At 58.0% G+C, this 24,363-nt stretch carries 23 protein-coding genes; 5 read left to right on the top strand and 18 right to left on the bottom strand.

The window, feature by feature from the left end:
- Positions 1-8: 8 nt before the first annotated feature.
- The gene (gene creA, locus CE636_RS18725) at positions 9-482 is read right to left on the bottom strand and encodes a protein CreA (protein WP_004204218.1); all 474 of its coding nucleotides are present in this window, start codon (positions 480-482) and stop codon (positions 9-11) included.
- A 209-nt stretch (positions 483-691) separates the two neighbouring features.
- On the opposite strand from creA, the gene robA reads away from it, so the two are divergent.
- Complete coding sequence (gene robA / locus CE636_RS18720; protein WP_004204217.1) at positions 692-1,561, top strand: MDR efflux pump AcrAB transcriptional activator RobA; 870 nt, start codon at positions 692-694, stop codon at positions 1,559-1,561.
- Here the strand turns inward: robA and gpmB are convergent.
- The gene (gpmB, locus tag CE636_RS18715) at positions 1,558-2,205 is read right to left on the bottom strand and encodes a 2,3-diphosphoglycerate-dependent phosphoglycerate mutase GpmB (protein ID WP_004204216.1); all 648 of its coding nucleotides are present in this window, start codon (positions 2,203-2,205) and stop codon (positions 1,558-1,560) included. The two genes, robA and gpmB, sit on opposite strands and share 4 nt — an antisense overlap.
- A gap of 113 nt (positions 2,206-2,318) precedes the next feature.
- Between gpmB and yjjX the strand changes: the two genes are divergently transcribed.
- Positions 2,319-2,834, top strand: coding sequence for an inosine/xanthosine triphosphatase (yjjX, locus tag CE636_RS18710; RefSeq protein ID WP_004204215.1), 516 nt, complete (start codon positions 2,319-2,321; stop codon positions 2,832-2,834).
- Here yjjX and trpR read toward each other — a convergent pair.
- The gene (gene trpR / locus CE636_RS18705; RefSeq protein ID WP_004204213.1) at positions 2,821-3,150 is read right to left on the bottom strand and encodes a trp operon repressor; all 330 of its coding nucleotides are present in this window, start codon (positions 3,148-3,150) and stop codon (positions 2,821-2,823) included. The genes yjjX and trpR overlap by 14 nt on opposite strands.
- A gap of 88 nt (positions 3,151-3,238) precedes the next feature.
- Positions 3,239-5,176: a murein transglycosylase gene (gene sltY / locus CE636_RS18700; RefSeq protein ID WP_004204212.1), complete on the bottom strand. Its 1,938-nt coding sequence runs from the start codon at positions 5,174-5,176 to the stop codon at positions 3,239-3,241.
- A 228-nt stretch (positions 5,177-5,404) separates the two neighbouring features.
- On the opposite strand from sltY, the gene ettA reads away from it, so the two are divergent.
- Entirely contained in the window at positions 5,405-7,072 is a 1,668-nt protein-coding gene (gene ettA, locus CE636_RS18695) for an energy-dependent translational throttle protein EttA (protein ID WP_004204211.1), read from the top strand.
- A 175-nt stretch (positions 7,073-7,247) separates the two neighbouring features.
- Here the strand turns inward: ettA and nadR are convergent, their stop codons facing one another.
- Genes nadR through serB form a run of 3 tightly spaced genes read right to left on the bottom strand, consistent with a single transcriptional unit; the run spans position 7,248 to position 10,865 of the window.
- Positions 7,248-8,480, bottom strand: a complete 1,233-nt coding sequence (nadR, locus tag CE636_RS18690) for a multifunctional transcriptional regulator/nicotinamide-nucleotide adenylyltransferase/ribosylnicotinamide kinase NadR (RefSeq protein ID WP_004886547.1) — start codon at positions 8,478-8,480, stop codon at positions 7,248-7,250.
- A gap of 21 nt (positions 8,481-8,501) precedes the next feature.
- Positions 8,502-9,884 (bottom strand): DNA repair protein RadA, encoded by a 1,383-nt coding sequence (radA, locus tag CE636_RS18685; RefSeq protein ID WP_002887800.1) that lies wholly within the window; start codon positions 9,882-9,884, stop codon positions 8,502-8,504.
- Positions 9,885-9,893: 9 nt separating this feature from the next.
- On the bottom strand, positions 9,894-10,865 hold the full coding sequence (gene serB / locus CE636_RS18680; RefSeq protein ID WP_017901228.1) for a phosphoserine phosphatase: 972 nt from the start codon (positions 10,863-10,865) through the stop codon (positions 9,894-9,896).
- 104 nt (positions 10,866-10,969) lie between these two features.
- Between serB and CE636_RS18670 the strand changes: the two genes are divergently transcribed.
- Positions 10,970-11,617 carry a YtjB family periplasmic protein gene (locus CE636_RS18670; protein ID WP_017901229.1) on the top strand — a complete coding sequence of 216 codons (648 nt, stop codon included), beginning with the start codon at positions 10,970-10,972 and terminating at the stop codon, positions 11,615-11,617.
- Complete coding sequence (lplA, locus tag CE636_RS18665) at positions 11,617-12,633, top strand: lipoate--protein ligase LplA (protein ID WP_017901230.1); 1,017 nt, start codon at positions 11,617-11,619, stop codon at positions 12,631-12,633. Before CE636_RS18670 ends, lplA begins: the two co-directional genes overlap by 1 nt.
- Before the next feature lie 89 nt (positions 12,634-12,722).
- Here lplA and deoD read toward each other — a convergent pair whose 3' ends face one another.
- The 11 genes from deoD to yjjG form a co-directional block, all read right to left on the bottom strand.
- Entirely contained in the window at positions 12,723-13,442 is a 720-nt protein-coding gene (gene deoD / locus CE636_RS18660; RefSeq protein ID WP_004886539.1) for a purine-nucleoside phosphorylase, read from the bottom strand.
- A gap of 103 nt (positions 13,443-13,545) precedes the next feature.
- Entirely contained in the window at positions 13,546-14,769 is a 1,224-nt protein-coding gene (gene deoB, locus CE636_RS18655; RefSeq protein WP_004886536.1) for a phosphopentomutase, read from the bottom strand.
- A 52-nt stretch (positions 14,770-14,821) separates the two neighbouring features.
- Positions 14,822-16,144, bottom strand: coding sequence for a thymidine phosphorylase (gene deoA, locus CE636_RS18650; protein WP_004886532.1), 1,323 nt, complete (start codon positions 16,142-16,144; stop codon positions 14,822-14,824).
- A gap of 109 nt (positions 16,145-16,253) precedes the next feature.
- Positions 16,254-17,033, bottom strand: a complete 780-nt coding sequence (deoC, locus tag CE636_RS18645; protein ID WP_017901231.1) for a deoxyribose-phosphate aldolase — start codon at positions 17,031-17,033, stop codon at positions 16,254-16,256.
- 415 nt (positions 17,034-17,448) lie between these two features.
- Positions 17,449-18,726, bottom strand: a complete 1,278-nt coding sequence (locus CE636_RS18640; RefSeq protein ID WP_017901232.1) for a NupC/NupG family nucleoside CNT transporter — start codon at positions 18,724-18,726, stop codon at positions 17,449-17,451.
- Between the two features lie 129 nt (positions 18,727-18,855).
- On the bottom strand, positions 18,856-19,650 hold the full coding sequence (locus CE636_RS18635) for a metal-dependent hydrolase (protein ID WP_017901233.1): 795 nt from the start codon (positions 19,648-19,650) through the stop codon (positions 18,856-18,858).
- Positions 19,647-20,720: a patatin-like phospholipase family protein gene (locus tag CE636_RS18630; RefSeq protein ID WP_004886521.1), complete on the bottom strand. Its 1,074-nt coding sequence runs from the start codon at positions 20,718-20,720 to the stop codon at positions 19,647-19,649. Before CE636_RS18630 ends, CE636_RS18635 begins: the two co-directional genes overlap by 4 nt.
- Positions 20,721-20,873: 153 nt before the next feature.
- Positions 20,874-21,035 carry a DUF1328 domain-containing protein gene (locus CE636_RS18625; RefSeq protein WP_002887716.1) on the bottom strand — a complete coding sequence of 54 codons (162 nt, stop codon included), beginning with the start codon at positions 21,033-21,035 and terminating at the stop codon, positions 20,874-20,876.
- Between the two features lie 129 nt (positions 21,036-21,164).
- Positions 21,165-21,785: a molecular chaperone OsmY gene (osmY, locus tag CE636_RS18620; RefSeq protein ID WP_017901234.1), complete on the bottom strand. Its 621-nt coding sequence runs from the start codon at positions 21,783-21,785 to the stop codon at positions 21,165-21,167.
- A gap of 219 nt (positions 21,786-22,004) precedes the next feature.
- Positions 22,005-23,594 carry a peptide chain release factor 3 gene (gene prfC / locus CE636_RS18615; protein ID WP_004886513.1) on the bottom strand — a complete coding sequence of 530 codons (1,590 nt, stop codon included), beginning with the start codon at positions 23,592-23,594 and terminating at the stop codon, positions 22,005-22,007.
- Positions 23,595-23,684: 90 nt separating this feature from the next.
- The gene (yjjG, locus tag CE636_RS18610; protein ID WP_004886511.1) at positions 23,685-24,362 is read right to left on the bottom strand and encodes a pyrimidine 5'-nucleotidase; all 678 of its coding nucleotides are present in this window, start codon (positions 24,360-24,362) and stop codon (positions 23,685-23,687) included.
- Position 24,363: the final 1 nt, after the last annotated feature.

The following is a 24,363-nucleotide window of genomic DNA, read 5'->3' as shown; positions in this document are numbered from 1 at the left end:
GCTCTCGTTTATTTATTCCAGGGCATAATCGGCACGGCGCTGATGGCGTTCTTCGGCGAACCATCAACTACTTTATCCGAATAGGTCAGGTAGACCAGCGCATTGCGTTTCGCATCATAGAAGCGAACGACCTGTAGCTTTTTAAATACTAACGAGGTGCGCTTCTGGAACACCACGTCGCCCTGGCTTTTGCCATTTTTGATTTTGTCCGTCAGCTCAATCGGCCCGACCTGCTGGCAGGAGATGGCCGCGTCGGAGGTATCCTCCGCCAGCCCCAGGCCGCCTTTGATCCCGCCGGTTTTCGCCCGGCTGATGTAGCAGGTCACGTTCTGGACATCCGGATCGTCAAAGGCTTCGACGACAATTTTGTGATCCGGTCCTAACCATTTGAAGACCGTATCCACAGAACCAATCTGCTCCGCCTGAGCAATCTGACAGCCGGCCAGCAACAGCAGGCCCATCGCAAACTTCTTGTATTTCATATTGTTACCATTATTAAAAAATATAGCTAAGTGATTATCACGGACTTAGCAGAAAAGGTTTATAGATCACAGCTTTACAAAATTATCGTTCAGATCCACTGACCTACCGCATTTAAAAGCAAAAAAAACACTGAATGCTAAAACATCAAAAAATGCTATTATCCGCTACTTTAATACCAGGCACCTGTGTTTAAGGATGGGGACATTTTATGGATCAAGCAGGGATTATTCGCGATCTCCTTAGCTGGCTGGAAGGTCACCTGGATCAGCCGCTTTCTCTGGACAATGTGGCGGCGAAGGCAGGTTATTCCAAGTGGCATCTGCAGCGAATGTTTAAGGATGTCACCGGCCACGCTATCGGTGCCTATATTCGCGCGCGCCGGTTGTCGAAATCAGCTGTCGCATTACGCCTTACCGCCCGTCCAATCCTTGATATTGCGCTGCAGTACCGTTTCGACTCCCAGCAGACCTTCACCCGGGCGTTCAAGAAGCAATTCTCGCTGACGCCGGCTCTCTACCGCCGCTCGCCGGACTGGAGCTCGTTCGGTATGCGTCCGCCGCTACGTCTTGGCGAGTTTACCCTGCCGAAACATGAATTTGTCGCCCTACCCACGACTCAACTGCTCGGTGTGACTCAGAGCTATACCTGTAAGCTGGAGGAAATCTCCGACTTCCGCAACCAGATGCGGGTCCAGTTCTGGCGAGATTTCCTCGGCAACTCGCCGTCGATCCCCCCGGTGCTCTACGGGCTGCATGAACCGCGTCCGAGCCTGGAGAAAGACGATGAGCAGGAAGTGTTCTATACCACCGCGCTGACGCCGGAGATGGCTAACGGCCACCTGCAGAACGCCCATCCGGTGACGCTGGAGGGCGGCGAGTATGTCATGTTTACGTATGAAGGGCTGGGTACCGGCCTGCAGGAATTCATCCTGACGGTCTACGGCACCTGCATGCCGATGCTGAACCTGACGCGTCGCAAGGGGCTGGATATTGAACGCTTCTATCCTGAAGATGAAAGCCGGGATCAGGCCACGCCGATTCAGTTGCGCTGCGAGTATCTGATCCCGATCCGCCGTTAACGCTGCAGCTCGTCCATCGCGGGGGCGTCAAGATGCGAGACGTCGCCCGCCGTTTCCACCACCCAGCCGGAAGCCAGCCACGGGCTTTGCTGATAATCGACGCGCGAGATCGAGCAGTTGCGCAGGCGCAGACGACGCTCTGCGTATGCCGGCAGCCCTAAAATCGTACTCACCAGGCAGCCCAGCGCGATACCATGACTCACCAGCAGCGGTCGACTACCGGCCGGTAATTCCAAACAGGCGGCCAGCGCCGCATGCATACGTTCGCTAAGCTCCTGCATCGATTCGCCCTGCGGAATGCGACCATCCGGCGTGCCGTTGACCAACTGGCGGCGCCAGCCCTCTTCTTCTTCGCTGAGCGAGTCAATATGGCGCTTCTCCAGCACTCCCATATCCAGCTCGCGCAGGCGCGCATCAGCGATCACGCTGCAGCCGCAGGCTTCGGCGATAATCTCTGCTGTGCGACGGGTTCGCCCCAGATCGCTGGTAATGATATGGGTGATCCCCAGCGTTCTGGCGCGCTCGCCAACCTGCCAGGCCTGGCGCTCACCGTGTGCGGTCAGCGGGCTGTCGGACTGACCCTGAATACGTCGCTCGGCGTTCCACTGCGTTTCACCGTGGCGAACAAGGTATACCTGTAACATGCTTTTTTTCCGTTCTGAACTCGTTATCGACCGCTTGCGGGCATTACCGACTGCCCTGGGGGTGATTTAGAGTATACTGCGATGACGTTAGTTTATTCTGAGTTGTTTTGATTATGCACCATGTTGTCTCAGCGACCACTAATCCCGCCAAAATTCAGGCAATTCTGCAGGCTTTTGACGAGATTTTCGGCGAAGGATCCTGCCACATTGAGTCCGTCTCCGTCGAGAGCGGCGTGCCGGAACAGCCCTTCGGCAGCGAGGAAACGCGCGCTGGCGCACGAAATCGCGTCGCCAATGCGCGCCTTGCCCAGCCCCATGCCGATTTCTGGGTCGCCATCGAAGCCGGAATTGACGATGACAGTACCTTTAGCTGGGTGGTCATCGAAAGCGCCAGCCAGCGCGGAGAAGCGCGCTCAGCCACGCTGCCGTTGCCTGACGTTATTCTTGAGCAGGTTCGCGCTGGCGAAGCCCTCGGGCCGGTCATGTCGCAGTATACCGGCATCGATCAGATTGGTCGTAAAGAGGGAGCGATTGGGGTTTTCACCGGCGGCAAATTAACCCGCAGCAGCGTTTACCATCAGGCGGTCGTGCTGGCGTTAAGCCCGTTCCACAACGCTATTTATCGCTAGCCAGCAGCGTCTGCTCCAGCCACTGGCGCAGCTCAACCGGTGCCGACTTCAGGCTGTTGGACCCGCGGGTAATGGTCGCAATGCCGGCACCGAGCTCATTTTTCAGCTCGCGCTGGCTCATCTCACCGCGCAGCAGCTCTTCGATAATGCGCACCCGAGTCCCCAGCGCTTCACGCTCATCAGGGGTCAGCATGAGCTGCAGCAACGGTAGATGCAGATCCTGCGCATAGGCCTGCTGTAGCAGCGCCACAAAGCGCAGCCACTCCTGATGACGTTGTTCGGCAACGGCCGCGGAATAGGGAGATTGTTGGGTCATATCGCGCCACCATATTGAGACGGGCAGCTTACGCTGCCCGTCGAATGTACTCATCAACGAGTACAAAGCATAACATACTTCCCGGCGATCAGTAACGCTGCCGCCACTCCGCATCGCTGAAGAGCTTATCCTGCTGACCCATAAAGTAGCGATAGTAGGCGTCATAGGAGAGGACATTCTTCACGTAGCCGCGTGTTTCCGAGAACGGAATACTCTCGACAAACGCCACGGCGTCGATCCGTCCGGCGCTGTTCCCCTGCCAGGTGCGTACCCGACCCGGCCCGGCGTTATAGGCCGCCGAGGCGTAGATGCGGTTATTACCGAACTGCTGGTAAACGTACTGCAGATAGCTGGTGCCGATGTTGATGTTGGTTTCCGGATCCAACAGCTGCGACGGGCCGCTGTAGCCGGGAATGCTGAACATGCTGACGGTATGCGTCGCGGTGCCCGGCATAATCTGCATCAGCCCGCTGGCGCCGACCGGCGAGCGCACTTTCGGGTTCCAGGCGCTCTCCTGGCGGGCAATCGCCATCGCGTAGCTCTGCGGAATATCTTTACCGCTGATATAGCGGGCAAACAGATCGTTATAGGCCAGCGGGAAGCGCTCCTCCAGCTGATCCCACAGTTTTCCGGCGATCGTCGCCTGCACGCTCAGATCCCACCAGTGTTGATCAAAAGCGTAACGCGCGAGCTGCGCCTGCTGGGATTTACTACGGCTGGTGACCAGGTTCGCCCATTCAGTGCGCGCGGTGTTATCCATATTCCAGTACATCAGCTCGCGCACCCGGGCCATCTCCGGACCGGAGGCCAGCGCCGGATCGAGCGTGCCAATCGCTTTATCAATGCGGAAGGTATACTCCTCGCCGAGACGCTGCGCAGCGACCATCGGGTAGAAACCCCGCTGCTGCATCAACGACCGGAGGATCGCCTGCGCCTCCTCGTCCCTGCCGCGCTCCAGCAACAGATCCGCCTGCCAGTAGCGCCATTCGTCTTTCTCTTTCGCCTCCATCGGCAGGCGCGCCAGCCAGGTATTCAGACCATGGCGATCGCCCGTCCCCAGCGCCATCCGTACCCGCCGCTCCACCAGCGGCGTGGACTGCGAGCGCATAATCGCATCGTCGCGCCAGATGGCCTGCTCTTCGGTCACATCGTTCCCCATCAGGCGCCAGGCGACAATATCGCGTAGCTCCTGGGTCTGATCCTCATTGAGCTGCTGGGCCTGCACCAGCGAAGGGATCATCAAACGGGCATTTTCCACATCCTGACGGGCGACGCTGGCGAAAGCGACGGCGGCCATCTGGCGGGTAAAGTCCGTCGCCCCGGTGGTGCGGGCAAAGGTCAGAACGCTGTTAGGATCGTTAGCCAGGGCGACCACGGCGCTGGCGATGCTCTGGTAGTTGGCAGGCATCTGCTGGGCCAGCGATTTCACCAACCCAATATTGCCGGCCTTCATCGCCAGGCGGATCCGTTCGAGATAGGCCAGCGGATCCTGTTGGCCGGAGTCGCGCCAGGCGCTGAACAGCGGTTCACAGGCGCCGGGCTGGTTCTTGCCCGTCAGCCAGAGCGCTTTCGCTCCGCTCCAGGCCTCCTGCGACTGACCCACGCTCAGTTTGGCGTAGTAGTAGTTGCACTGCGCCTCGGTGCTGGTCGGCTTATCGGGGCTAAACGCCAGCAAGCCGCGCCAGTCGCTGCGCCGGGCCAGTTCATTCACGAAACGCGAACGTAATGAACGCGCCGGGGGCAGCGTCGGGTTGGCGTCAATAAAGTTTTTCACCACCAGCGCCGGCTGGTTCATCAGATCGTCGGTAATCTGCCGGTACTGCAAATAGGGATACAGGGGATAGGTGCTTAACGTGGGCATCAGCTGGTCAACCACATCCATCTGCCGGTTATCCCACGCCTGCTTAATTTGTGCGTAGCGGCTGCGCTGTTCATCCAGTGAATCCGCATGCGCCAGCTGACTCAACGCCAACAGACCAACGCTGGCAGCCAAAAGATGCCACGCCATTTTTTTGGCTTTTTCCACAAGCTCTTCCTCTTTCAGGTGCATTTTCGCAGCATCGTGCCGCTTAAAAGCCCCTGCCGGTTCGGCAGGCGGCTTTACTTATGCTAATCAGACAACGCTAAACGCGCCATGTCCTGAACATTTTTTTACGCTTCTGTGAATCCTGTCGCCTCGCTGGGATTAGCGCGCGAAAAAGGCTACACTTCGGCTTTGAACTATCTATCAAAATAGAAAGAGGCGAAGTCCAACGTGGCTCAATTCGTTTATACCATGCATCGTGTCGGCAAAGTGGTTCCGCCGAAACGTCATATTTTGAAAAATATCTCCCTCAGCTTTTTCCCTGGCGCGAAAATCGGTGTGCTCGGTCTGAACGGCGCCGGTAAATCTACCCTGCTGCGCATCATGGCCGGTATCGACACCGAGATCGAAGGTGAAGCGCGTCCGCAGCCCGGCATTAAAATTGGCTACCTGCCGCAGGAGCCGCAGCTCAACCCGGAGCACACCGTGCGCGAGTCCGTGGAAGAAGCGGTCGCCGAAGTGGTTAACGCGCTGAAGGGTCTGGACGAAGTCTATGCCAAATACGCCGAGCCGGATGCGGACTTCGATAAGCTTGCCGCACAGCAAGGCAAGTTCGAAGAGATTATCCAGGCGCACGACGGCCACAACCTGAACGTGCAGCTGGAGCGCGCGGCCGACGCCCTGCGCCTGCCGGACTGGGATGCGAAAATCGCTAATCTTTCCGGTGGTGAACGCCGCCGCGTCGCGCTGTGCCGCCTGCTGCTGGAAAAACCGGATATGCTGCTGCTCGACGAACCGACTAACCACCTCGACGCCGAGTCCGTCGCCTGGCTGGAACGCTTCCTGCACGACTTCGAAGGCACCGTGGTGGCGATTACCCACGACCGTTACTTCCTCGATAACGTCGCCGGCTGGATCCTCGAACTTGACCGCGGCGAAGGTATTCCGTGGGAAGGCAACTACTCCTCCTGGCTGGAGCAGAAAGATCAGCGTCTGGCGCAGGAAGCTTCTCAGGAAGCCGCACGTCGCAAATCCATCGAGAAAGAGCTCGAGTGGGTTCGCCAGGGCGCGAAAGGCCGTCAGTCTAAGGGCAAAGCCCGTCTGGCGCGCTTTGAAGAGCTTAACAACGTTGAATACCAGAAACGTAACGAGACCAACGAACTGTTCATTCCGCCAGGCCCGCGTCTGGGCGATAAAGTTCTGGAAGTCAGCCATCTGCGCAAATCCTACGGCGACCGCGTGCTGATCGACGATCTGAGCTTCTCGGTACCGAAAGGCGCTATCGTCGGCATCATCGGTCCGAACGGCGCGGGTAAATCCACCCTCTTCCGCATGATGTCTGGCCAGGAACAGCCAGATTCCGGCACCATCACCCTGGGTGAAACCGTTAAGCTGGCTTCCGTCGATCAGTTCCGCGACGCGATGGACAACAGCAAAACCGTGTGGGAAGAAGTGTCCGGCGGCCTGGATATCATGAAGATCGGCAACACCGAGATGCCGAGCCGCGCCTACGTGGGCCGCTTTAACTTCAAAGGCGTCGACCAGGGCAAACGCGTTGGCGAGCTGTCCGGCGGTGAACGCGGTCGTCTGCACCTGGCGAAGCTGCTGCAGGTCGGCGGTAACGTCCTGCTGCTCGATGAACCGACCAACGACCTGGATATCGAAACCCTGCGCGCGCTGGAAAACGCCCTGCTGGAGTTCCCGGGCTGCGCGATGGTTATCTCGCACGACCGCTGGTTCCTTGACCGTATTGCCACCCACATTCTGGATTACCAGGATGAAGGTAAGGTGGAGTTCTTCGAAGGTAACTTTACCGAGTACGAAGAGTACAAGAAACGCACTCTCGGCGCCGACGCGCTGGAGCCCAAGCGAATCAAGTACAAACGTATCTCAAAATAAAATGCAAAAAGGCAACGCAAGTTGCCTTTTTTAATGTTTGCTCCCTCTCCCACCGGGAGAGGGCCGGGGTGAGGGCAAGGTAAAAGTAAAAAGGCAACGCAAGTTGCCTTTTTTAGGGTTTGCTCCCTCTCCCACCGGGAGAGGGCCGGGGTGAGGGCATCAGCCCGCAGAGGACCTACCCCTGCTCCCCCATCAGCTGCTTCACCAGCTCGACGCAGCGCAGGAAGCGCGTATCGTAGTCCGACTCCTTAACATGGACGAACTCGATCTCATTCTCTTTCAGCAGCGACACCAGCAGCGACTGAAACTCTTTACGATCCACGGAACTCCCAAGACTGCGTAACCCATCAGCCACCCACGGGGTGTTGTTCTCCAGCAGAATCACCAGGTCAAAGCGGTATTCATCAATCAGCGCCTGCACGAACGGGTGCTCACGCCCCTCGTACTTCAGACAGAACGCCTGAGTGCTGACGAAGTCGGTATCGATAAATGCCACCTTGTTGGCATATTTCACTGCGAAATCAATATACTGGGCATGCCCGAGGGCAATTTTATCGTAATCAGAATACTGGAGCGCCATCTCATCGCCGCCGAGATGCGAAAAGACATAATCCCGGCCATATTCCCAGGCGCTGGTAGTATTGAAGATATTGGCGAGCTTATTGACCAGCGTTGATTTACCGCTCGACTCGCCGCCGAGGATCGCCACCGTCCGCACAAAGAACGGTTTCACTTCCGTCGGAATATATTCCCAGTAGCGGAACGGGTTCTCGCGGATCTGGCCGCCGCTAATATTCATAAAGGTCCGCTTAGGATCGATAAGCACCGTCTCGATCCCCAGATGCTCAAGGTACTGCGGCGCATCGGCCTCTTCCGAGGTATAGATCCGGTTCGGCTCGATCCCTTTTTCGCTCATAAAAGCGCGGATCCCATGACTCCACACATCCCAGCCGTGCGGATAGGGCTCCATCCCCTCTTCATTGAACGCATGGATGCGAATATTCTTCTGATATTTAAAGGTCTGCAGCAGCCAGCGCAGGCGGTCAGGCACCGTTGGCTGCTGCGACATGGCGCTCTCTTCAAACAGCTCGCGGTCGCGGGTATCGTCATAACCCATGATGATATGCAGCTCATCGACCTGGCTACAGGCGCGTTGAATCAAATAGATGTGCCCGGTATGCAGCGGGTAAAACTTACCAAACACCACGCCGACGCTTTTCTGTCGGCGGGGAAACTCCAGCCCGAGGAAGCGATGCAGCGCTTCAAGCTTCTGCGCGCTCGGGCTTTTGATTTTGGCGTTCAACAGCTGGCTGAGATACCCCTTGGTCATCCCGCTGGCTTCCGCCACCTGCTGCAGGGTACAGCCTTTCTGCTTTATGGCGCTTTTTAAATAGTCAAATGACGACATCGCTAATCTCCTTTTAACTTATTATAAGTCGTCAAAAACGCTTAGCGCGTCTGAAAGCTTTTTCACACCAAAGATTTGCATGCCTTCCGGCACTTTTTTCGGCACATTGGCCGCCGGGACGATGGCGCGGCGGAAGCCATGCTTCGCCGCTTCGGAGATACGCTCCTGACCGCTCGGCACCGGGCGAATTTCGCCGGCCAGCCCCACTTCGCCAAAGACCACCAGATCCTGCGGCAGCGGGCGATCGCGCAGGCTGGAGACCATCGCCAGCAGCAGCGCCAGATCGGCGCTGGTTTCCGTGACCTTCACCCCGCCGACCACGTTGACGAAGACATCCTGATCGGCCATCTGCAGGCCGCCGTGGCGATGCAGCACCGCCAGCAGGATCGCCAGACGGTTCTGTTCCAGCCCCACCGCCACGCGGCGCGGGTTGGACATCATCGAGTGATCCACCAGCGCCTGGATCTCCACCAGCAGCGGGCGGGTCCCTTCCCAGACCACCATCACCGAGCTGCCGGAGGTGATTTCATCTCCCCGGCTGAGGAAGATAGCGGACGGGTTGCTGACTTCGCGCAGCCCCTGCTCGGTCATGGCGAAAACGCCCAGCTCATTCACCGCGCCAAAGCGGTTTTTGTGGCTGCGCAGAGTGCGGAAACGGGAGTCGGCATCACCGTCCAGCAGCACCGAGCAGTCAATACAGTGCTCCAGCACCTTCGGGCCGGCCAGCGAACCGTCTTTGGTGACGTGGCCGACCATAACGATCGCCACGCCGCGAGTTTTGGCAAAGCGCGTCAGATAGGCCGCCGTTTCACGTACCTGGGCGACGCTGCCCGGCGACGACTGAACGTCGGCCATATGCATCACCTGGATTGAGTCGATCACCATCAGCTGCGGTTTTTCTTCATCGGCAATCTGACAGATCTGCTCAATGCTGGTTTCCGAGAGCATGTTCAGGTTCGCCGTCGGCAGCCCAAGGCGATGGGCGCGCATCGCCACCTGCTGAAGGGACTCCTCCCCGGTGACATACAGCGTTTTCATCCCTTCCGCCAGCTTGCACAAAGTCTGCAGCAGCAGGGTCGATTTCCCCGCGCCGGGGTTGCCGCCAATCAGGATCGCGCTGCCCGGCACCACGCCGCCGCCGAGTACGCGATCGAACTCTTTAAACCCGGTGGAGAAACGCGGCAGCGCTTCCAGGCTGATGTCTGACAGCTTCTGCACCTTCGAGACGCCGGCGTTACCGGCGTAGCCTGACAAACGCTCGTTTCTCGCCACCTGCGGCGACGCGGCGATGCGCATCTCGGTGATGGTATTCCAGGCATGGCAGGCGCTGCATTGCCCCTGCCACCGCGGATAATCCGCACCACATTCATTACAGACAAATGCGCGTTTTGGAGCTTTCGCCACGTTTACCTCTTACTTTTGGTTCATGCTGCCCGAGAGAATACAGAATACCCCCATCAGGTCAGCGTGGCGGATAGTCACTTCCGCCTGTTCATTCACTTTAGGCTTCGCATGATACGCGATGCCAAGCCCGGCAGCCTTAATCATCGGCAGGTCGTTGGCGCCATCGCCGATGGCCACGGTCTGCGCCGTTGGGATCTCATACTTTTCCGCCAGCTTGCGCAGCGTATTGGCTTTGTATTTGGCATCGACGATATCGCCGAGCACGTTGCCGGTAAGCTTACCGTCGCGGATCTCCAGTTCGTTGGCGAACACCGCGTCGAGATGCAGTTTGTCGCGCAGATACTCCGCAAAGAAGGTAAAGCCGCCGGAGGCGATCGCCACCTTCCAGCCCAGCGTTTCCAGCTTGAGCACTAGCTGCGGCAGGCCCGGCATCAGCGGCAGCGCGTCGCGAACCTGCAGCAGAATGTTGGCATCGGCGTCTTTTAGCGTCGCCACGCGCTGGCGCAGGCTGGCGGTGAAGTCCAGCTCGCCACGCATCGCCCGCTCGGTCACTTCCGACACCAGCTCGCCGGTGCCGGCCAGTTTCGCGATCTCATCGATGCATTCAATTTGGATCGCCGTGGAGTCCATATCCATCACCAGCAGCCCTGGGGTGCGCAGATGGGGGATTTTACCCAATGGCGCGACATCCAGCCCCGCCTCATGCGCCAGTCGCGTCGCTCGCGGGGTAAGCGAGCCCGCCAGGCGGATCACCTGGTAATCCTCGACCACCCAGGAGGCGACGATCACTAACGCGGCGCCCAGCTCGCGCTGCCACGCCGTCAGACGGCGTTTATCCAGCCCACGTCCGTACAGCAGCCAACCGCTGCGCCCGGCGTGATAATCCAGCGGCATGACCTCGTCACCGCTCAGGGAAAGCGGCAACCCAGGCCACAGGGAAACGTCTTCAGGCAGGTCGCACCAGGTCAAACTGTTAGGCATTACGGCTCCACATCTCTTCATTCAGGCGAGGAAAATAACGCATGAGGCTACCTTGTAACCAGCGCTTCTGGCAACATTAAGCTGCAAATTTTCAAAGGTGGAATATGGTTCGCGCAAAACTGAAATTCCGGCTGCATCGTGCGGTCATTGTCCTTATCTGTCTCGCCCTGCTCGTCGCGCTGATGCAGGGCGCCTCGTGGTTCAGTCAGAACAGTCAGAAACAACGCAATCCGCAGCTGGAAGAGCTGGCCCGCACGCTGGCGCAGCAGGTGGTGCTGAATCTCGCGCCGCTGATGCGCAGCGAGACGCCGGACGAGAAGCGCATCCATCAGCTGTTGACGCAGCTCACCCACAACAGCCGCGTACTTGACGCCGGGGTATATGACGAACAGGGCGACCTGGTGGCGCGCTCTGGCGAAAGCGTCGAGGTTCGCGACCGGCTGGCGCTGGATGGTAAGAAAGCCGGCGGCTACTTCAACCAGCAGATTGTCGAACCGGTGCCGGGAAAAAATGGCCCGCTGGGCTATCTGCGTCTGACCCTCGATACCCATACTCTGGCGACCGAGGCGAAGCAGGTGGATAATACCACCAATATCTTACGCCTGATGCTGTTGCTGTCCCTGGCCATCGGCGTGGTACTGACCCGCACGCTGCTGCAGGGCAAACGCACCCGCTGGCAGCAATCGCCCTTCCTGCTCACCGCCAACAAGCCGGTTGAGGATGAAGACGATGAAAAGAAAGGAAATCTATAATGTCCACACTGCGCCTCCTGCTTTCTGACTCTTACGACCCGTGGTTCAACCTGGCGGTCGAGGAGTGCATTTTCCGCCAGATGCCCGCCACCCAGCGGGTGCTGTTCCTGTGGCGCAATGCCGATACCGTGGTCATCGGCCGCGCGCAGAACCCGTGGAAGGAGTGTAATACCCGCCGAATGGAAGAAGATCATGTGCGGCTGGCCCGTCGCAGCAGCGGCGGCGGCGCGGTGTTCCACGACCTCGGCAATACCTGCTTTACCTTTATGGCTGGCAAACCGGAGTACGACAAAACCGTCTCCACCGCTATTGTGCTGGCGGCGCTCAATTCACTCGGCGTAACCGCCGAAGCCTCCGGGCGCAACGATCTGGTGGTCAAAACCAACAGCGGCGACCGCAAAGTCTCCGGCTCCGCCTATCGTGAAACCATGGACCGCGGTTTTCACCACGGCACCCTGCTGCTCAACGCCGATTTAAGCCGTCTCGCCAACTACCTCAACCCGGACCAGAAAAAGCTGCAGGCTAAAGGCATTACCTCGGTGCGCGGGCGAGTGGCGAATCTGGTTGAGCTACTGCCGGGCATTACCCATCAGCAAGTTTGCGAGGCGATCCAGGAGGCGTTCTTCAGCCATTACGGCGAACGGGTAGACGCCGAGGTGATCTCCCCGGACAACACGCCGGACCTGCCGAACTTTGCCGACACTTTCGCTCGCCAGAGCAGCTGGGAATGGAACTTCGGCCAGGCGCCCGCCTTTTCCCACCTGCTGGACGAGCGCTTCCCCTGGGGCGGCGTCGAGCTGCATTTTGACGTTGAGAAAGGCCATATCACCCGCGCGCAGGCCTTTACCGATAGCCTGAATCCGGCGCCGCTGGAGGCGCTGGCGGCACGCTTAGTCGGCTGTCAGTATCGGGCTGAGGTTTTGCAGCAGCAGTGTGAGGCGCTGGTCGGCGATTTCCCGGAGCAAGACGCGGAACTGAAAGAACTGTCGGCATGGATTGCCGGCGCGGTGCGCTGATAAAAAAAGCCGGATGGCGGTTACGCCTTATCCGGCCTACAGATTTGACTCAAGCCCGGTAAACAAAGCGCTACCGGGCTATACCACGCTTACTCCTGGTCGCCCAGCAGTACCGATTCCAGCGCGATTTTAATCATGTCGTTGAACGTGGTCTGACGCTCCGCGGCAGTGGTCTGCTCGTGGGTACGAATATGGTCAGACACGGTGCAGATGGTCAGCGCTTTCGCCCCGAACTCCGCCGCCACGCCGTAGATACCCGCCGCTTCCATTTCCACGCCCAGGATGCCGTATTTTTCCATCACGTCGAACATGGACGGGTCCGGGGTATAGAACAGGTCTGCGGAGAAGATGTTGCCGACGCGCGCGTCAACGCCCAACGCTTTCGCCGCGTCTACCGCGTTACGCACCATGCCGAAATCGGCAATCGCCGCGAAGTCATGGTCTTTAAAACGCAGACGGTTCACTTTGGAGTCGGTGCAAGCGCCCATGCCGATCACCACGTCGCGCAGTTTGACGTCTTCGCGCACTGCGCCGCAGGAGCCAACGCGGATGATTTTCTTAACGCCGAAATCGGTGATCAGCTCTTTGGTGTAGATAGAGCAGGACGGGATACCCATCCCGTGGCCCATTACGGAGATTTTGCGGCCTTTATAGGTGCCGGTGAAGCCCAGCATGCCGCGCACGTTATTCACTTCACGCACGTCTTCGAGGAAGGTTTCGGCAATGTGCTTGGCGCGCAGCGGGTCGCCCGGCATCAAAACTACGTCAGCGAAATCGCCCATTTCTGCGTTAATGTGAGGAGTTGCCATCTTCAGTTCCTTTTATATTGTTGTTTTTGCCGGGTGGCGGCTACGCCTTACCCGGCCTACAAAATAGTAGGCCCGGATCGCTGTGCGCCACCGGGCAATGACCTCAGAACATGGCTTTGCCATATTCCATGTCAGACGTACCAAAGTATTTCGCGATAGTCTGGCCGATATCCGCGAAGGTTTCACGGTGACCGAGCGAACCTGGTTTCACTTTCGGGCCGTACACCAGCACCGGAATATGCTCGCGGGTGTGGTCGGTACCGGTCCAGGTCGGGTCGCAGCCGTGGTCGGCGGTGAGGATCAGAATGTCGTCTTCCCCTACCAGCTCCATCAGCTCCGGCAGACGACGGTCGAACAGTTCCAGACCCGCCGCGTAGCCGGCGACATCGCGACGGTGGCCCCAGGAGGAGTCAAAGTCGACGAAGTTGGTGAAGACGATAGTCTCGTCGCCAGCTTCCTTCATCTCTTTAATGGTTGCGTCGAACAGCGCGTCCAGCCCGGTGGCTTTCACTTTTTTGGTGATGCCGCAGTTGGCGTAGATATCCGCTATCTTACCGACAGACACCACGTGGCCGTTCTTCTCGTCAACCAGCTTCTGCAGCACGGTCGGCGCCGGCGGTTCGACCGCCAGATCGTGACGGTTGCCAGTACGCTGGAAGTTACCGGCTTTATCGCCGATAAACGGACGGGCGATGACGCGGCCAATGTTGTAGCCGCCTTCGGTCAGCTCTTCACGAGCGATTTCGCACAGCTCATACAGTTTGTCGAGGCCAAAGGTCTCTTCATGACAGGCGATCTGGAATACGGAGTCAGCGGAGGTATAGAAAATCGGTTTCCCGGTTTTCATATGCTCTTCGCCGAGCTGATCGAGGATCACCGTCCCCGAAGAGTGGCAATTGCCGAGGTAGCCCGGCAGGTTGGCGCGTTTCACCAGCTTATCCAGCAGCTCCTGCGGGAAGCTGTTTTCGTGATCGCTGAAGTAGCCCCAGTCAAACAGTACCGGCACGCCAGCGATTTCCCAGTGGCCGGACGGCGTATCTTTACCAGAAGAGAGTTCATGCGCCCAGGCATAGGCGCCAATCACTTCGGCATTGCCATCCATTCCGGCGGCAATTTTACCGGTGGAGCCTTCATGCGCTTTCACCAGCCCCAGACGGGTCAGGTTCGGTAAATTCAGCGGGCCTTTGCGGCCGTGGTCAGCTTCGCCTTTGGCGCAGGCTTCCGCAATGTGGCCCAGCGTATCGGCGCCGACGTCGCCAAAGCGGTCTGCGTCTTCCGTTGCGCCAATCCCAAAGGAGTCCAGCACCATGATAAATGCACGTTTCATCTTGTTCTCCATACATCTTGCGCTGCAAAAAAGCGATCAGATCAGTATATCGCTATTCAGTGATACGGCGATAGACTGTCGGTGTAATTTCCGGAGCTTTATCGTCCAGTTTAATGGCCGCTTTGACCGCTTTCGCGGCCTCCTGCCAGCTGTTCTCGTCTTTGGCATGGATCACCGCCAGCGGACGCTGTCCGTCCACGCGGTCACCCAGACGCGCCATCTCGGTAAAGCCAACGCTATAGTCAATGGTGTCTGATGCCTGACGGCGGCCGCCGCCCATAGAAACCACTGCCATGCCCAGCGCGCGAGTGTCCATCGCGCTGATAAAACCTTCGGTATCAGCATAGACTGCTTTGCTCAGCATCGCCGTCGGCAGATAATGATCATAATTCTCGACAAAGTCGCTCGGTCCTTTCTGCGCCGCGACCATGCGACCAAAGACTTCCGCTGCTTTACCGTTATCCAGCACCGCCTGCAGTTTCGCCCGGGCTTCGGCGTCATCTTTCGCCAGATTGCCGGAAATCAGCATCTCCACACACAGCGCCATCGTCACGTCGAACAGGCGTGGGTTGCGGTATTCGCCGGTCAGGAACTGAACCGCTTCGCGAACTTCAACGGCGTTCCCGGCGCTGGAGGCCAGCACCTGGTTCATATCGGTCAGCAGCGCGGTGGTGCGCACGCCGGCGCCGTTGGCGACCCCGACGATCGCTTCCGCCAGCGCGGCGGAAAGCTCATAAGTCGGCATAAACGCGCCGCTGCCGACTTTAACGTCCATCACCAGCGCATCCAGCCCTTCCGCCAGCTTTTTGGCAAGGATCGAGGCGGTGATCAGCGGGATGGAGTCCACCGTCGCGGTAATATCGCGGGTGGCATAGAAACGTTTGTCCGCCGGAGCGAGGGAGCTGGTCTGCCCGATAATCGCCACGCCGACATCTTTAATAATCTCGCGGAAGCGGTTGTCGTCCGGGAAAATATCGAAGCCCGGGATGGCTTCCAGTTTATCCAGGGTACCGCCGGTATGGCCGAGGCCGCGGCCGGAAATCATCGGCACATAGCCGCCGCAGGCGGCCACCATCGGCCCCAGCATCAGCGAAGTGACATCCCCGACGCCGCCGGTGGAGTGTTTATCGACGATGGGGCCGTTAAGGTTGAGGCTTTTCCAGTCCAGAACGGTACCGGAATCCCGCATCGCCATGGTCAGCGAAACGCGCTCCGGCATAGACATATCATGGAAGAAGATGGTCATCGCCAGCGCGGCGATCTGCCCTTCTGAGATAGTATTGTCGCGGATGCCGTTGATGAAAAAGCGGATCTCTTCATCGCTTAATGCCTGACCATCACGTTTTTTACGAATAATTTCTTGTGCGAGAAACACGGTAACCCCCATGAGGAATCGGGTGAATGGTGGCGGGTGGCGCTACGCTTACCCGCCCTACGATCCTGTAGGCCGGATAAGTGAAGCCTCATCCGGCAATGTCTGACAATCAGTAGCTGCTGGTGCTCTTGCCGTCGCCGTGACCCAAGGCTTTCAACAGGCTGGCCAGCAGGCTGGAGGCGCCAAAGCGGTAGTGACGAGCATCGGCCCAGTCGGCGCCAAACAGCTCATCGGCGATCGCCAGGAACTGCTGCGCATCTTCCGCGCTGCGCACGCCGCCCGCCGGTTTGAAGCCAACGGTTTTCTCAACGCCCATATCACGAATGACTTCCATCATGATGCGCGCGCTTTCTGGCGTGGCATTCACCGGCACTTTACCGGTCGAGGTTTTGATGAAATCGGCCCCGGCTTTGATAGAGATTTCAGACGCTTTACGGATCAGCGCTTCTTCTTTCAGCTCACCGGTTTCGATGATCACTTTCAGCAGCACGTTGGCCGCCGCGCAGGCCTCTTTACAGGCTTTCACCAGCTCGAAGCCGACCTGTTCGTTACCGGCAATCAGCGCGCGGTACGGGAAAACCACGTCCACTTCATCAGCACCGTAAGCGATCGCCGCGCGGGTTTCCGCCAGAGCAATGTCGATATCGTCATTACCGTGCGGGAAGTTGGTGACCGTGGCGATGCGGATATCCGGCGTTCCCTGCTCGTTCAGCGTCTTACGGGCAATCGGGATGAAGCGCGGATAGATACAGACCGCCGCGGTGTTACCCACCGGGGTTTTCGCCTGATGACACAGGGCAATCACCTTCTCATTGGTGTCGTCGTCGTTCAGGGTGGTCAGGTCCATCAGTTTTAACGCGCGCAGGCTGCTTGCTTTTAAATCAGTCATTTCATACTCCGCCGGCGCAGTGCCGGTTCAATAGTTTGTTCACCTTGCGAGTCTGTTACTATTGTAACATTCACTCGCTGTTACACTTCGACATTCATCACAGTTAATGAAAACTACTTACTAATTTGCATTACTGTAATGTGATTTTAATCACGAAACATCGGTGCATACCGCGACAATTATCATCACGCCCCTCTTAAGCATAATCAAAACTCTGCAACCAATGGGGATGTGACAATTCTAACACATAATAACAGCGCCACTCGACAACGTGGCGCACATTTTGTCCGCACTGCCGGTGATAAAATGATTATCATTTGAAATGTAAATGGTTTTTCTGAAAACCAGAAATGATGGAATTTTCACAAACTCAATAAAACCAGCGACGCGACGGCCGCTGGTTCAGGTAACAGGTTTAGAGGGCGAGGAAAACCCCGGCGATGGTGGCGCTCATCAGGTTAGACAGCGTCCCCGCCGCCACCGCACGCAGCCCAAGCTGGGCGATATCCTGACGCCGGTTGGGTGCCATCCCCCCGAGGCCGCCAATCAGGATGGCGATCGATGACAGATTGGCGAATCCGCATAGCGCGAAAGAGATAATGGCTTTGGTGTGATCTGAAATGACCTGCAGCCCGGCCGCCGCCACCTCAGCGTCCGCCTTCAGATACTCGCCAAAGTTCATATAGGCCACGAACTCGTTAATGATCAGCTTCTGGCCGATAAACGACCCCGCTACCGTCGCTTCGTGCCACGGCACGCCGATCACCCACGCCAGCGGTGAGAAGACCCAGCCGAGGATCATCTGCAGCGACAGCTCCGGATGGTTAAACCAGCCGCCGACGCCGGACAGAATGCCGTTCAGCAGAGCGATCAGCGCAATAAACGCCAGCAGCATTGCGCCGACGTTGAGCGCCAGCTGCATACCAGACGCGGCGCCGGAGGCGGCGGCGTCCAGCACGTTGGCCGGTTTATCCGCATCCGCGCTCTGGCGGTCATGAGCTGGGTTATCGTCCGGTTTCTCCGTTTCCGGTACGATAATTTTGGCAAACAGCAGTCCACCCGGCGCCGCCATAAACGACGCGGCAATCAGGTACTCCAGCGGAACGCCCATCTGCGCATAGCCCGCCAGCACGGAACCCGCCACCGAGGCCAGGCCGCCGCACATGACCGCAAACAGCTCCGAGCGGGTCATGGTGGCGATATAAGGACGCACCACCAGCGGCGCTTCGGTCTGACCAACGAAGATGTTCGCCGTGGCCGACAGCGACTCGGTACGCGAGGTCTTCAGAACCGCCCGCAGCGCGCCGCCGAGAATGCGAATGACCAGCTGCATAATGCCCAGGTAGTAAAGCACGGCAATCAGCGACGAGAAGAAAACGATCACCGGCAGCACGCGCAGGGCAAAGACGAAGCCGCCGCCGCCAAACACCTCGAACATTTTATCGGAAACCAGCCCGCCGAAGATGAAACTAATCCCTTCATTGCCGTAGGCAATAACGCTGGCGACGCCGTTCGACATCGCTAACAGCGCCGAGCGCCCGGCCGGTACATACAATATTAACGCGCCGATACCCACCTGGATTATCCAGGCGCCGAGCACGGTACGCAGGTTAATGGCTTTTCGATTATTGGAGAGCAGCACAGCAATGGCCAACAGCGCCACCATGCCGATAAGTCCCATGAGGATTTGCATACAGATTCCCTGTGTTTTGATAGTCCAGCACTAACGGCGTGATTATATCGGCCCGAAACTATCCTGCCCGCCTGGCTTCACACATTTTAAGCAAATCAATGATATGGATGGACAATTATGAGAATTCGATCACCATACAGTGGCTGAGGGTAAGGAAAACAAGGCGAGTGTGTTGCGCATTATCCCTTCGGCTATGGCTGCCGGAGGCTCAGGGCGCAGTTCGCACAGGGCCTCAAATACCCGCGCAGCTTGCTCCGGGCGATTGGGCAGTCCCTGAAAGCCATTGAGCGGCATATCCGGGGCATCGGTCTCCAGCAGCAGGGCTGAAAGCGGCAGACGCGCCATCACCTCGCGGGTTTTGCTGGCGCGGGGATAGGTAATGGTGCCGCCAACGCCGATCTTATAGCCAAGCTGCACAAAGCGCTCGGCCTGCTGCAGACTGCCGGCGAAGCCATGTACCACCCCAGTACGCGGCAGGGCATGTTTTTTCAGCAGCATCGCCAGCTTATCGTGGGTGCGTCGGGAGTGAAGAATCACCGGCAGATCGTAACGCTTCGCCAGACGCAGCTGCGCTTCCAGCAGCGCCTGCTGACGATCGAACTGCGGCTCGTCGCGATAGAGATCGAGACCAATCTCCCCCACCGCCACCAGTTTTGGCGGGCGCTGCGCAAGCGACGCCTCCAGTTGCGCCAGCCCCTCATCGGTATGCTGCTCAATGACAATCGGATGCAGGCCCAGCGCGGCATACAGCGCCTCGTGCTGCGCCGCCAGCGCCAGCACGCGGCTAAAACGCTCAGCGGAGATGGCCGGAACGATAATTCGTCCGACGCCGGCCTGCGCCGCACGCGCCAGGCTGGCGACCTCATCTTCCGCGAAGGGGGGAAAATCGAAGTGGCAGTGGGTATCGATAAAACGGTGCGTCACGCCAGATCCTCATGATTAAAGCTTGCGTCATTGGCCTGCGGCGCAGCGATGATGGTCGCCTGCGGCGCTTCATTGGCCACCGGCACCGGCGGCACCACCACCGGCGAGGGCCGGGCAACACGCGGCGCGTGGCGCAACAGCGGCGGCCGGTCGGCCAGCAGTTTACCCACGGTGGCCAGGAAATAACGGCCGCACTGGCGTCCGGTTTTGTAGTCCTCCAGCAGCGCCGGCAGTCGGCTGCCAAGCGCCATGCTGCGCAGCGGCCGCTGGGGATAGATTTCGAAGATCCGCAGCTTACCGGGCGGTTTCTCGATGAACTGCTGGATGGCGCGATAGGTGGTTTCGTGGTGATGCACCAGATTGACCAGCGGCTGCAGGCTGCTCTCCCCCAGCCAGCGCTCCATCCGCTTAAACCACTCCGGGGTATAAAACATCTGCGAGGGGACGGTGCGGATCACCACGATGGTCTGAGCGCCGCGGCGGGCCGCCTCCTGAACCGGGATCGCATCGCTGACGCCGCCGTCAAGGTAGCTGACGCCGTCAAGCAATACGCCGCTGCGATAAAATCCAGGGATGGCGCTGGAGGCGCGGATCAGATCCAGCCAGGTTTGCGGCGTTGGTGAAAAATAGCTGGCGGAGTAATCGTCGCCGCGACAGGCGCACATCCACAGCTCTTTTCCCTGCGCGAACTGCGTTTCAGCATAGTTCATGGCCAGCGGCATCTGCTGCGAGGTGGCCTCGACCAGCCAGTCGAGATCGATAAGGTTGCCGCCGCGCACAAAGCGCATCGGATCGAAAAACTGGCGTGAGGTGGTGTAGCGGGTGATGACTTTGCGGGCATAGCCTTGCTGATTACACATGTAGGCGGAGAGGTTTTGCGCCCCCGCGGAGGTCCCCAGCATCAGGTCAAAGGGGTTAAATCCGGCGCGCATGAATTCGTCCAGAACCCCGGCGGTGAAAATCCCTCGCTGTCCCCCGCCTTCACACACCAGCGCCAGCTTGCCTGGTCGGAAGGGTTTAACCGCCAGCGGGGCGATATTGCCCAGCGTGACGGGAATGCGTTGCCCCACCCTGCTTTCCTGTTCGATTGGTCTTCTCCTGACAAGGTAACGCAATTTGCCCGCCGCTTAAACCGCGAAAGCCAGTCCGCAGGACTGGCTTTGTGTAAGACGACGTGTCAGTAAAAATGCTCAGGCTTCAGCATCGCCCGCATCGCGGGCCACCTAAGGACGTCTGCGTCCAGTAAACAGGCTCACCAGGAACAGGATAATCCCGACGACAAAGACGATTTTCGCGGCGCCAGCGGCAGTACCCGCCAGACCACCGAAGCCCAGGGCCGCAGCAATTAATGCAATGACCAGAAAAATAATTCCCCATCGAAACATACTTTTCTCCTTACCATAATGGACGGTGAACAGCGGTTTGCGCACCCTTTCTGTCTAGCTCATCGCTCAGTGGATGCTGCTATTCGTTCGGCAACCTTGGCCAGACAACACTTTTGTTAATAACTCGATTTACTTCACGCTAAGATCGTTGCGGACGCTTTTTACACCGGAGACCGCTTTCGCAATCTCTGCGGCGCGCTCAGCCTGCGCAGCGGAAGCCACCGTACCGGTCAGATGCACGGCGCCGGCGTTAGTTTCTACTTTCACATTGCGCGAAGGGACAATGTCATCCGCCAGCAGCTTGGCTTTCACTTCGCTGGTAATAGCGGTATCCCCGGCATAGCCTTTCAGCGTCGCCGTCTCGCTCGACGATTTGTGCTGCACCGTCAGTTTGTCGTTAACCTGAGAGACGCCTTCGACCGCTTTTGCCACGCTCAGCGCCTGACTTTTCTGTTCAGCACTGGTGACGTCGCCGCTGAGGGTGACCACTTTGTTTTCCGTTTTCACCGAAATATCGCCGGAGTTAATATCCTTATGGTCGATCAGCGCCGCCTTTACCCGCGCGGTAATGGTGCTGTCGTCCATAAAATCGCCGACTTTATTAATCGAATTGTCTACCGCCTCTCCCGCATTGCTGGCAGCTGACTTCGCACTGTCTACCGTTGTTTTTTCCGTCTCTGCCGAGGCGTTCAACGCGGCTAAGCCTAAGAAGAGCGCCAGCAACATATTGGCATTCTTTAGTCTGGTCATCGTGATGTCCTCGTTTTTTCACCAGCGCTGGCGTCTTATCGCAGTGAATTACGCCAGCATTTTTAAAAACACGAATTAAATATAGTAGACAGGCGAAGGGGTTGCGGAGGATATGGATAAAAAACAGACGAATTAGCGGCGTTTTAAGAACTTTCCAGAAGGAAGGAAGCGCGGGCAGAAGAAGAAAAAAGCGCGGCCTGCGCCGCGCTTCGTCAGGGATTAGTGCTCGCGCGTTTTGCGGAACACCACGTCAGGATAACGCTCCTGCGTCAGGTTCAGGTTGACCATCGTCGGAGCGATGTAAGTCAGGTTATCGCCGCCATCCAGTGCCAGCTGAACTTCGTTTTTGCGCTTGAACTCTTCGAATTTCTTCACGTCAGTGGATTCAACCCAGCGCGCGGTGGCCACGTTGACCGATTCGTAAATCGCTTCCACGTTGTATTCGCTTTTCAGGCGCGCCACGACGACGTCAAACTGCAGCACCCCCACGGCGCCGACGATCAGATCGTTATTGGCGATCGGACGGAAGACCTGCACCGCGCCCTCTTCAGAGAGCTGAACCAGCCCTTTCAGCAGCTGTTTCTGCTTCAGCGGATCCTTCAGGCGAATACGACGGAACAGTTCCGGTGCGAAGTTCGGAATACCGGTGAACTTCATCATCTCGCCCTGGGTGAAGGTATCGCCAATCTGAATGGTGCCGTGGTTATGCAGGCCGATAATATCCCCAGGATAGGCTTCCTCGACGTGTGAACGGTCGCCGGCCATAAAGGTCAGCGCGTCGGAGATCACCACGTCTTTACCGATGCGCACCTGACGCAGCTTCATGCCTTTCTCATATTTACCGGACACCACGCGCATGAAAGCCACGCGGTCGCGGTGTTTCGGGTCCATATTGGCCTGAATTTTAAACACGAAGCCAGTGAACTTCTCTTCCGTGGCGTTGACTTCACGGGTGTCGGTGTTACGCGGCATCGGCGCCGGCGCCCACTCCACCAGGCCATCCAGCATATGGTCAACGCCGAAGTTACCTAACGCGGTCCCGAAGAACACTGGGGTGATTTCCCCGGCCAGGAACAGATCTTTATCGAACTCGTTCGACGCGCCCTGCACCAGCTCCAGCTCGTCACGCAGCTGCTGCGCGAGATCTTCCCCCACCGCCGCGTCAAGATCCGGGTTGTTGAGCCCCTTCACGATGCGCACTTCCTGGATGGTATGGCCTTTACCGGTCTGATACAGGTAGGTTTCATCTTTGTAGAGATGATAGACGCCCTTGAACAACTTACCGCAGCCGATAGGCCAGGTAATCGGCGCGCAGCCAATTTTCAGCTCGTTCTCGACTTCATCCAGCAGCTCCATCGGATCGCGGATATCACGGTCGAGTTTGTTCATAAAAGTGAGGATCGGCGTATCGCGCAGACGGGTGACTTCCATCAGCTTACGGGTCCGATCTTCGACGCCTTTTGCCGCGTCAATCACCATCAGGCAGCAGTCCACCGCCGTCAGGGTACGGTAGGTATCTTCGGAGAAGTCTTCGTGCCCCGGGGTATCCAGCAGGTTCACCAGACAGTCATGATACGGGAACTGCATTACCGAGGTGGTGATCGAGATACCACGCTGCTTTTCCATCTCCATCCAGTCGGATTTCGCGTGCTGGCTGGAGCCACGGCCTTTTACGGTACCGGCGGTCTGAATCGCCTGTCCGAACAGCAGCACCTTTTCGGTGATGGTGGTCTTACCGGCATCCGGGTGAGAGATAATGGCAAAAGTGCGGCGTTTGGCCACCTCTTGCAGATAAGGAGACAACGTCATAATTAATCTTCTAAGTAAACGCGGCCATGGGCCACGCATGTGGAATACGAAAAATTGCGGCTATTTTACCCATCAACGGGGGGGAGGCAATCAGTGTTTACACAGGAGCTGCTCCAGTTCGCTTAACGAGGTCACCGTCCAGTCCGGCTCGAGGTCCGCCGGCAGCTCGCGCTGATGCGCATTGAGCCAGCAGGTCGCCAGTCCGGCGTTCACGCCGCCGCGAATATCCGACTCGGCGGTATCGCCGACCATCAGCACCCGCGAGCGCGGTGGGTTACCCGCCTTCGCCAGCGCGTAATCGAAAATGCGCGCGTCCGGTTTAGCGACGCCCACTTCTTCAGAAATAATTAGCAAATCAAAGTGATCGCGTAAACCGGTCCGCTCCAGACGAGTCTGCTGCAGCGAGGTAAAGCCGTTGGTGATGATGCCCATTTTGACCTTGCCCTGCAGCGCGTTGAGCAGAGAGACCGCACCCGGCAGCGGCGCACAGATTTCCGCCATCGCATTCATAAACGCGTCGTTGAGCTCCCCCGGCGGCACATTCAAACGTTGCGCCCAGTTGTCAAAACGCTGGTGCTGCAGCTGCAGCGAGGTGATGGCGCCGTTTTGGTAATCCACCCATAGCGGCTTATTCACGGCCTGATAGTCCTGAAAATCTTCGGCGGTAAAGGTCACGCTGTAGTCGAGAAACATCCGCTGTAAGCCGCTGAAAGAATCAAACGTAAACAGCGTTTCATCGGCATCAAAGAAAATCCAGTCCCATTTCATC

Origin of the sequence: Klebsiella sp. LY, from assembly GCF_004010915.1 — a bacterium.
Taxonomy (GTDB): Bacteria; Pseudomonadota; Gammaproteobacteria; order Enterobacterales; family Enterobacteriaceae; genus Klebsiella; species Klebsiella quasipneumoniae.
Note: the sequence above shows the minus strand (reverse complement) of the source record. Positions and strands in the feature narration are given on the sequence as shown.

Excerpts from the sequence above, each read along its gene's own strand:
- lplA (WP_017901230.1), top strand. The coding sequence starts at position 11,617 with ATGTCCACACTGCGCCTCCTGCTTTCTGACTCTTACGACCCGTGGTTC.
- gpmB (WP_004204216.1), bottom strand. The coding sequence starts at position 2,205 with ATGTTACAGGTATACCTTGTTCGCCACGGTGAAACGCAGTGGAACGCC.
- trpR (WP_004204213.1), bottom strand. The coding sequence starts at position 3,150 with ATGACCCAACAATCTCCCTATTCCGCGGCCGTTGCCGAACAACGTCAT.
- robA (WP_004204217.1), top strand. The coding sequence starts at position 692 with ATGGATCAAGCAGGGATTATTCGCGATCTCCTTAGCTGGCTGGAAGGT.
- CE636_RS18625 (WP_002887716.1), bottom strand. The coding sequence starts at position 21,035 with ATGTTTCGATGGGGAATTATTTTTCTGGTCATTGCATTAATTGCTGCG.
- nadR (WP_004886547.1), bottom strand. The coding sequence starts at position 8,480 with ATGTCGTCATTTGACTATTTAAAAAGCGCCATAAAGCAGAAAGGCTGT.
- osmY (WP_017901234.1), bottom strand. The coding sequence starts at position 21,785 with ATGACCAGACTAAAGAATGCCAATATGTTGCTGGCGCTCTTCTTAGGC.
- deoC (WP_017901231.1), bottom strand. The coding sequence starts at position 17,033 with ATGACTGATTTAAAAGCAAGCAGCCTGCGCGCGTTAAAACTGATGGAC.
- yjjG (WP_004886511.1), bottom strand. The coding sequence starts at position 24,362 with ATGAAATGGGACTGGATTTTCTTTGATGCCGATGAAACGCTGTTTACG.
- serB (WP_017901228.1), bottom strand. The coding sequence starts at position 10,865 with ATGCCTAACAGTTTGACCTGGTGCGACCTGCCTGAAGACGTTTCCCTG.
- CE636_RS18640 (WP_017901232.1), bottom strand. The coding sequence starts at position 18,726 with ATGCAAATCCTCATGGGACTTATCGGCATGGTGGCGCTGTTGGCCATT.
- CE636_RS18670 (WP_017901229.1), top strand. The coding sequence starts at position 10,970 with ATGGTTCGCGCAAAACTGAAATTCCGGCTGCATCGTGCGGTCATTGTC.
- yjjX (WP_004204215.1), top strand. The coding sequence starts at position 2,319 with ATGCACCATGTTGTCTCAGCGACCACTAATCCCGCCAAAATTCAGGCA.
- deoD (WP_004886539.1), bottom strand. The coding sequence starts at position 13,442 with ATGGCAACTCCTCACATTAACGCAGAAATGGGCGATTTCGCTGACGTA.
- prfC (WP_004886513.1), bottom strand. The coding sequence starts at position 23,594 with ATGACGTTGTCTCCTTATCTGCAAGAGGTGGCCAAACGCCGCACTTTT.
- deoB (WP_004886536.1), bottom strand. The coding sequence starts at position 14,769 with ATGAAACGTGCATTTATCATGGTGCTGGACTCCTTTGGGATTGGCGCA.
- creA (WP_004204218.1), bottom strand. The coding sequence starts at position 482 with ATGAAATACAAGAAGTTTGCGATGGGCCTGCTGTTGCTGGCCGGCTGT.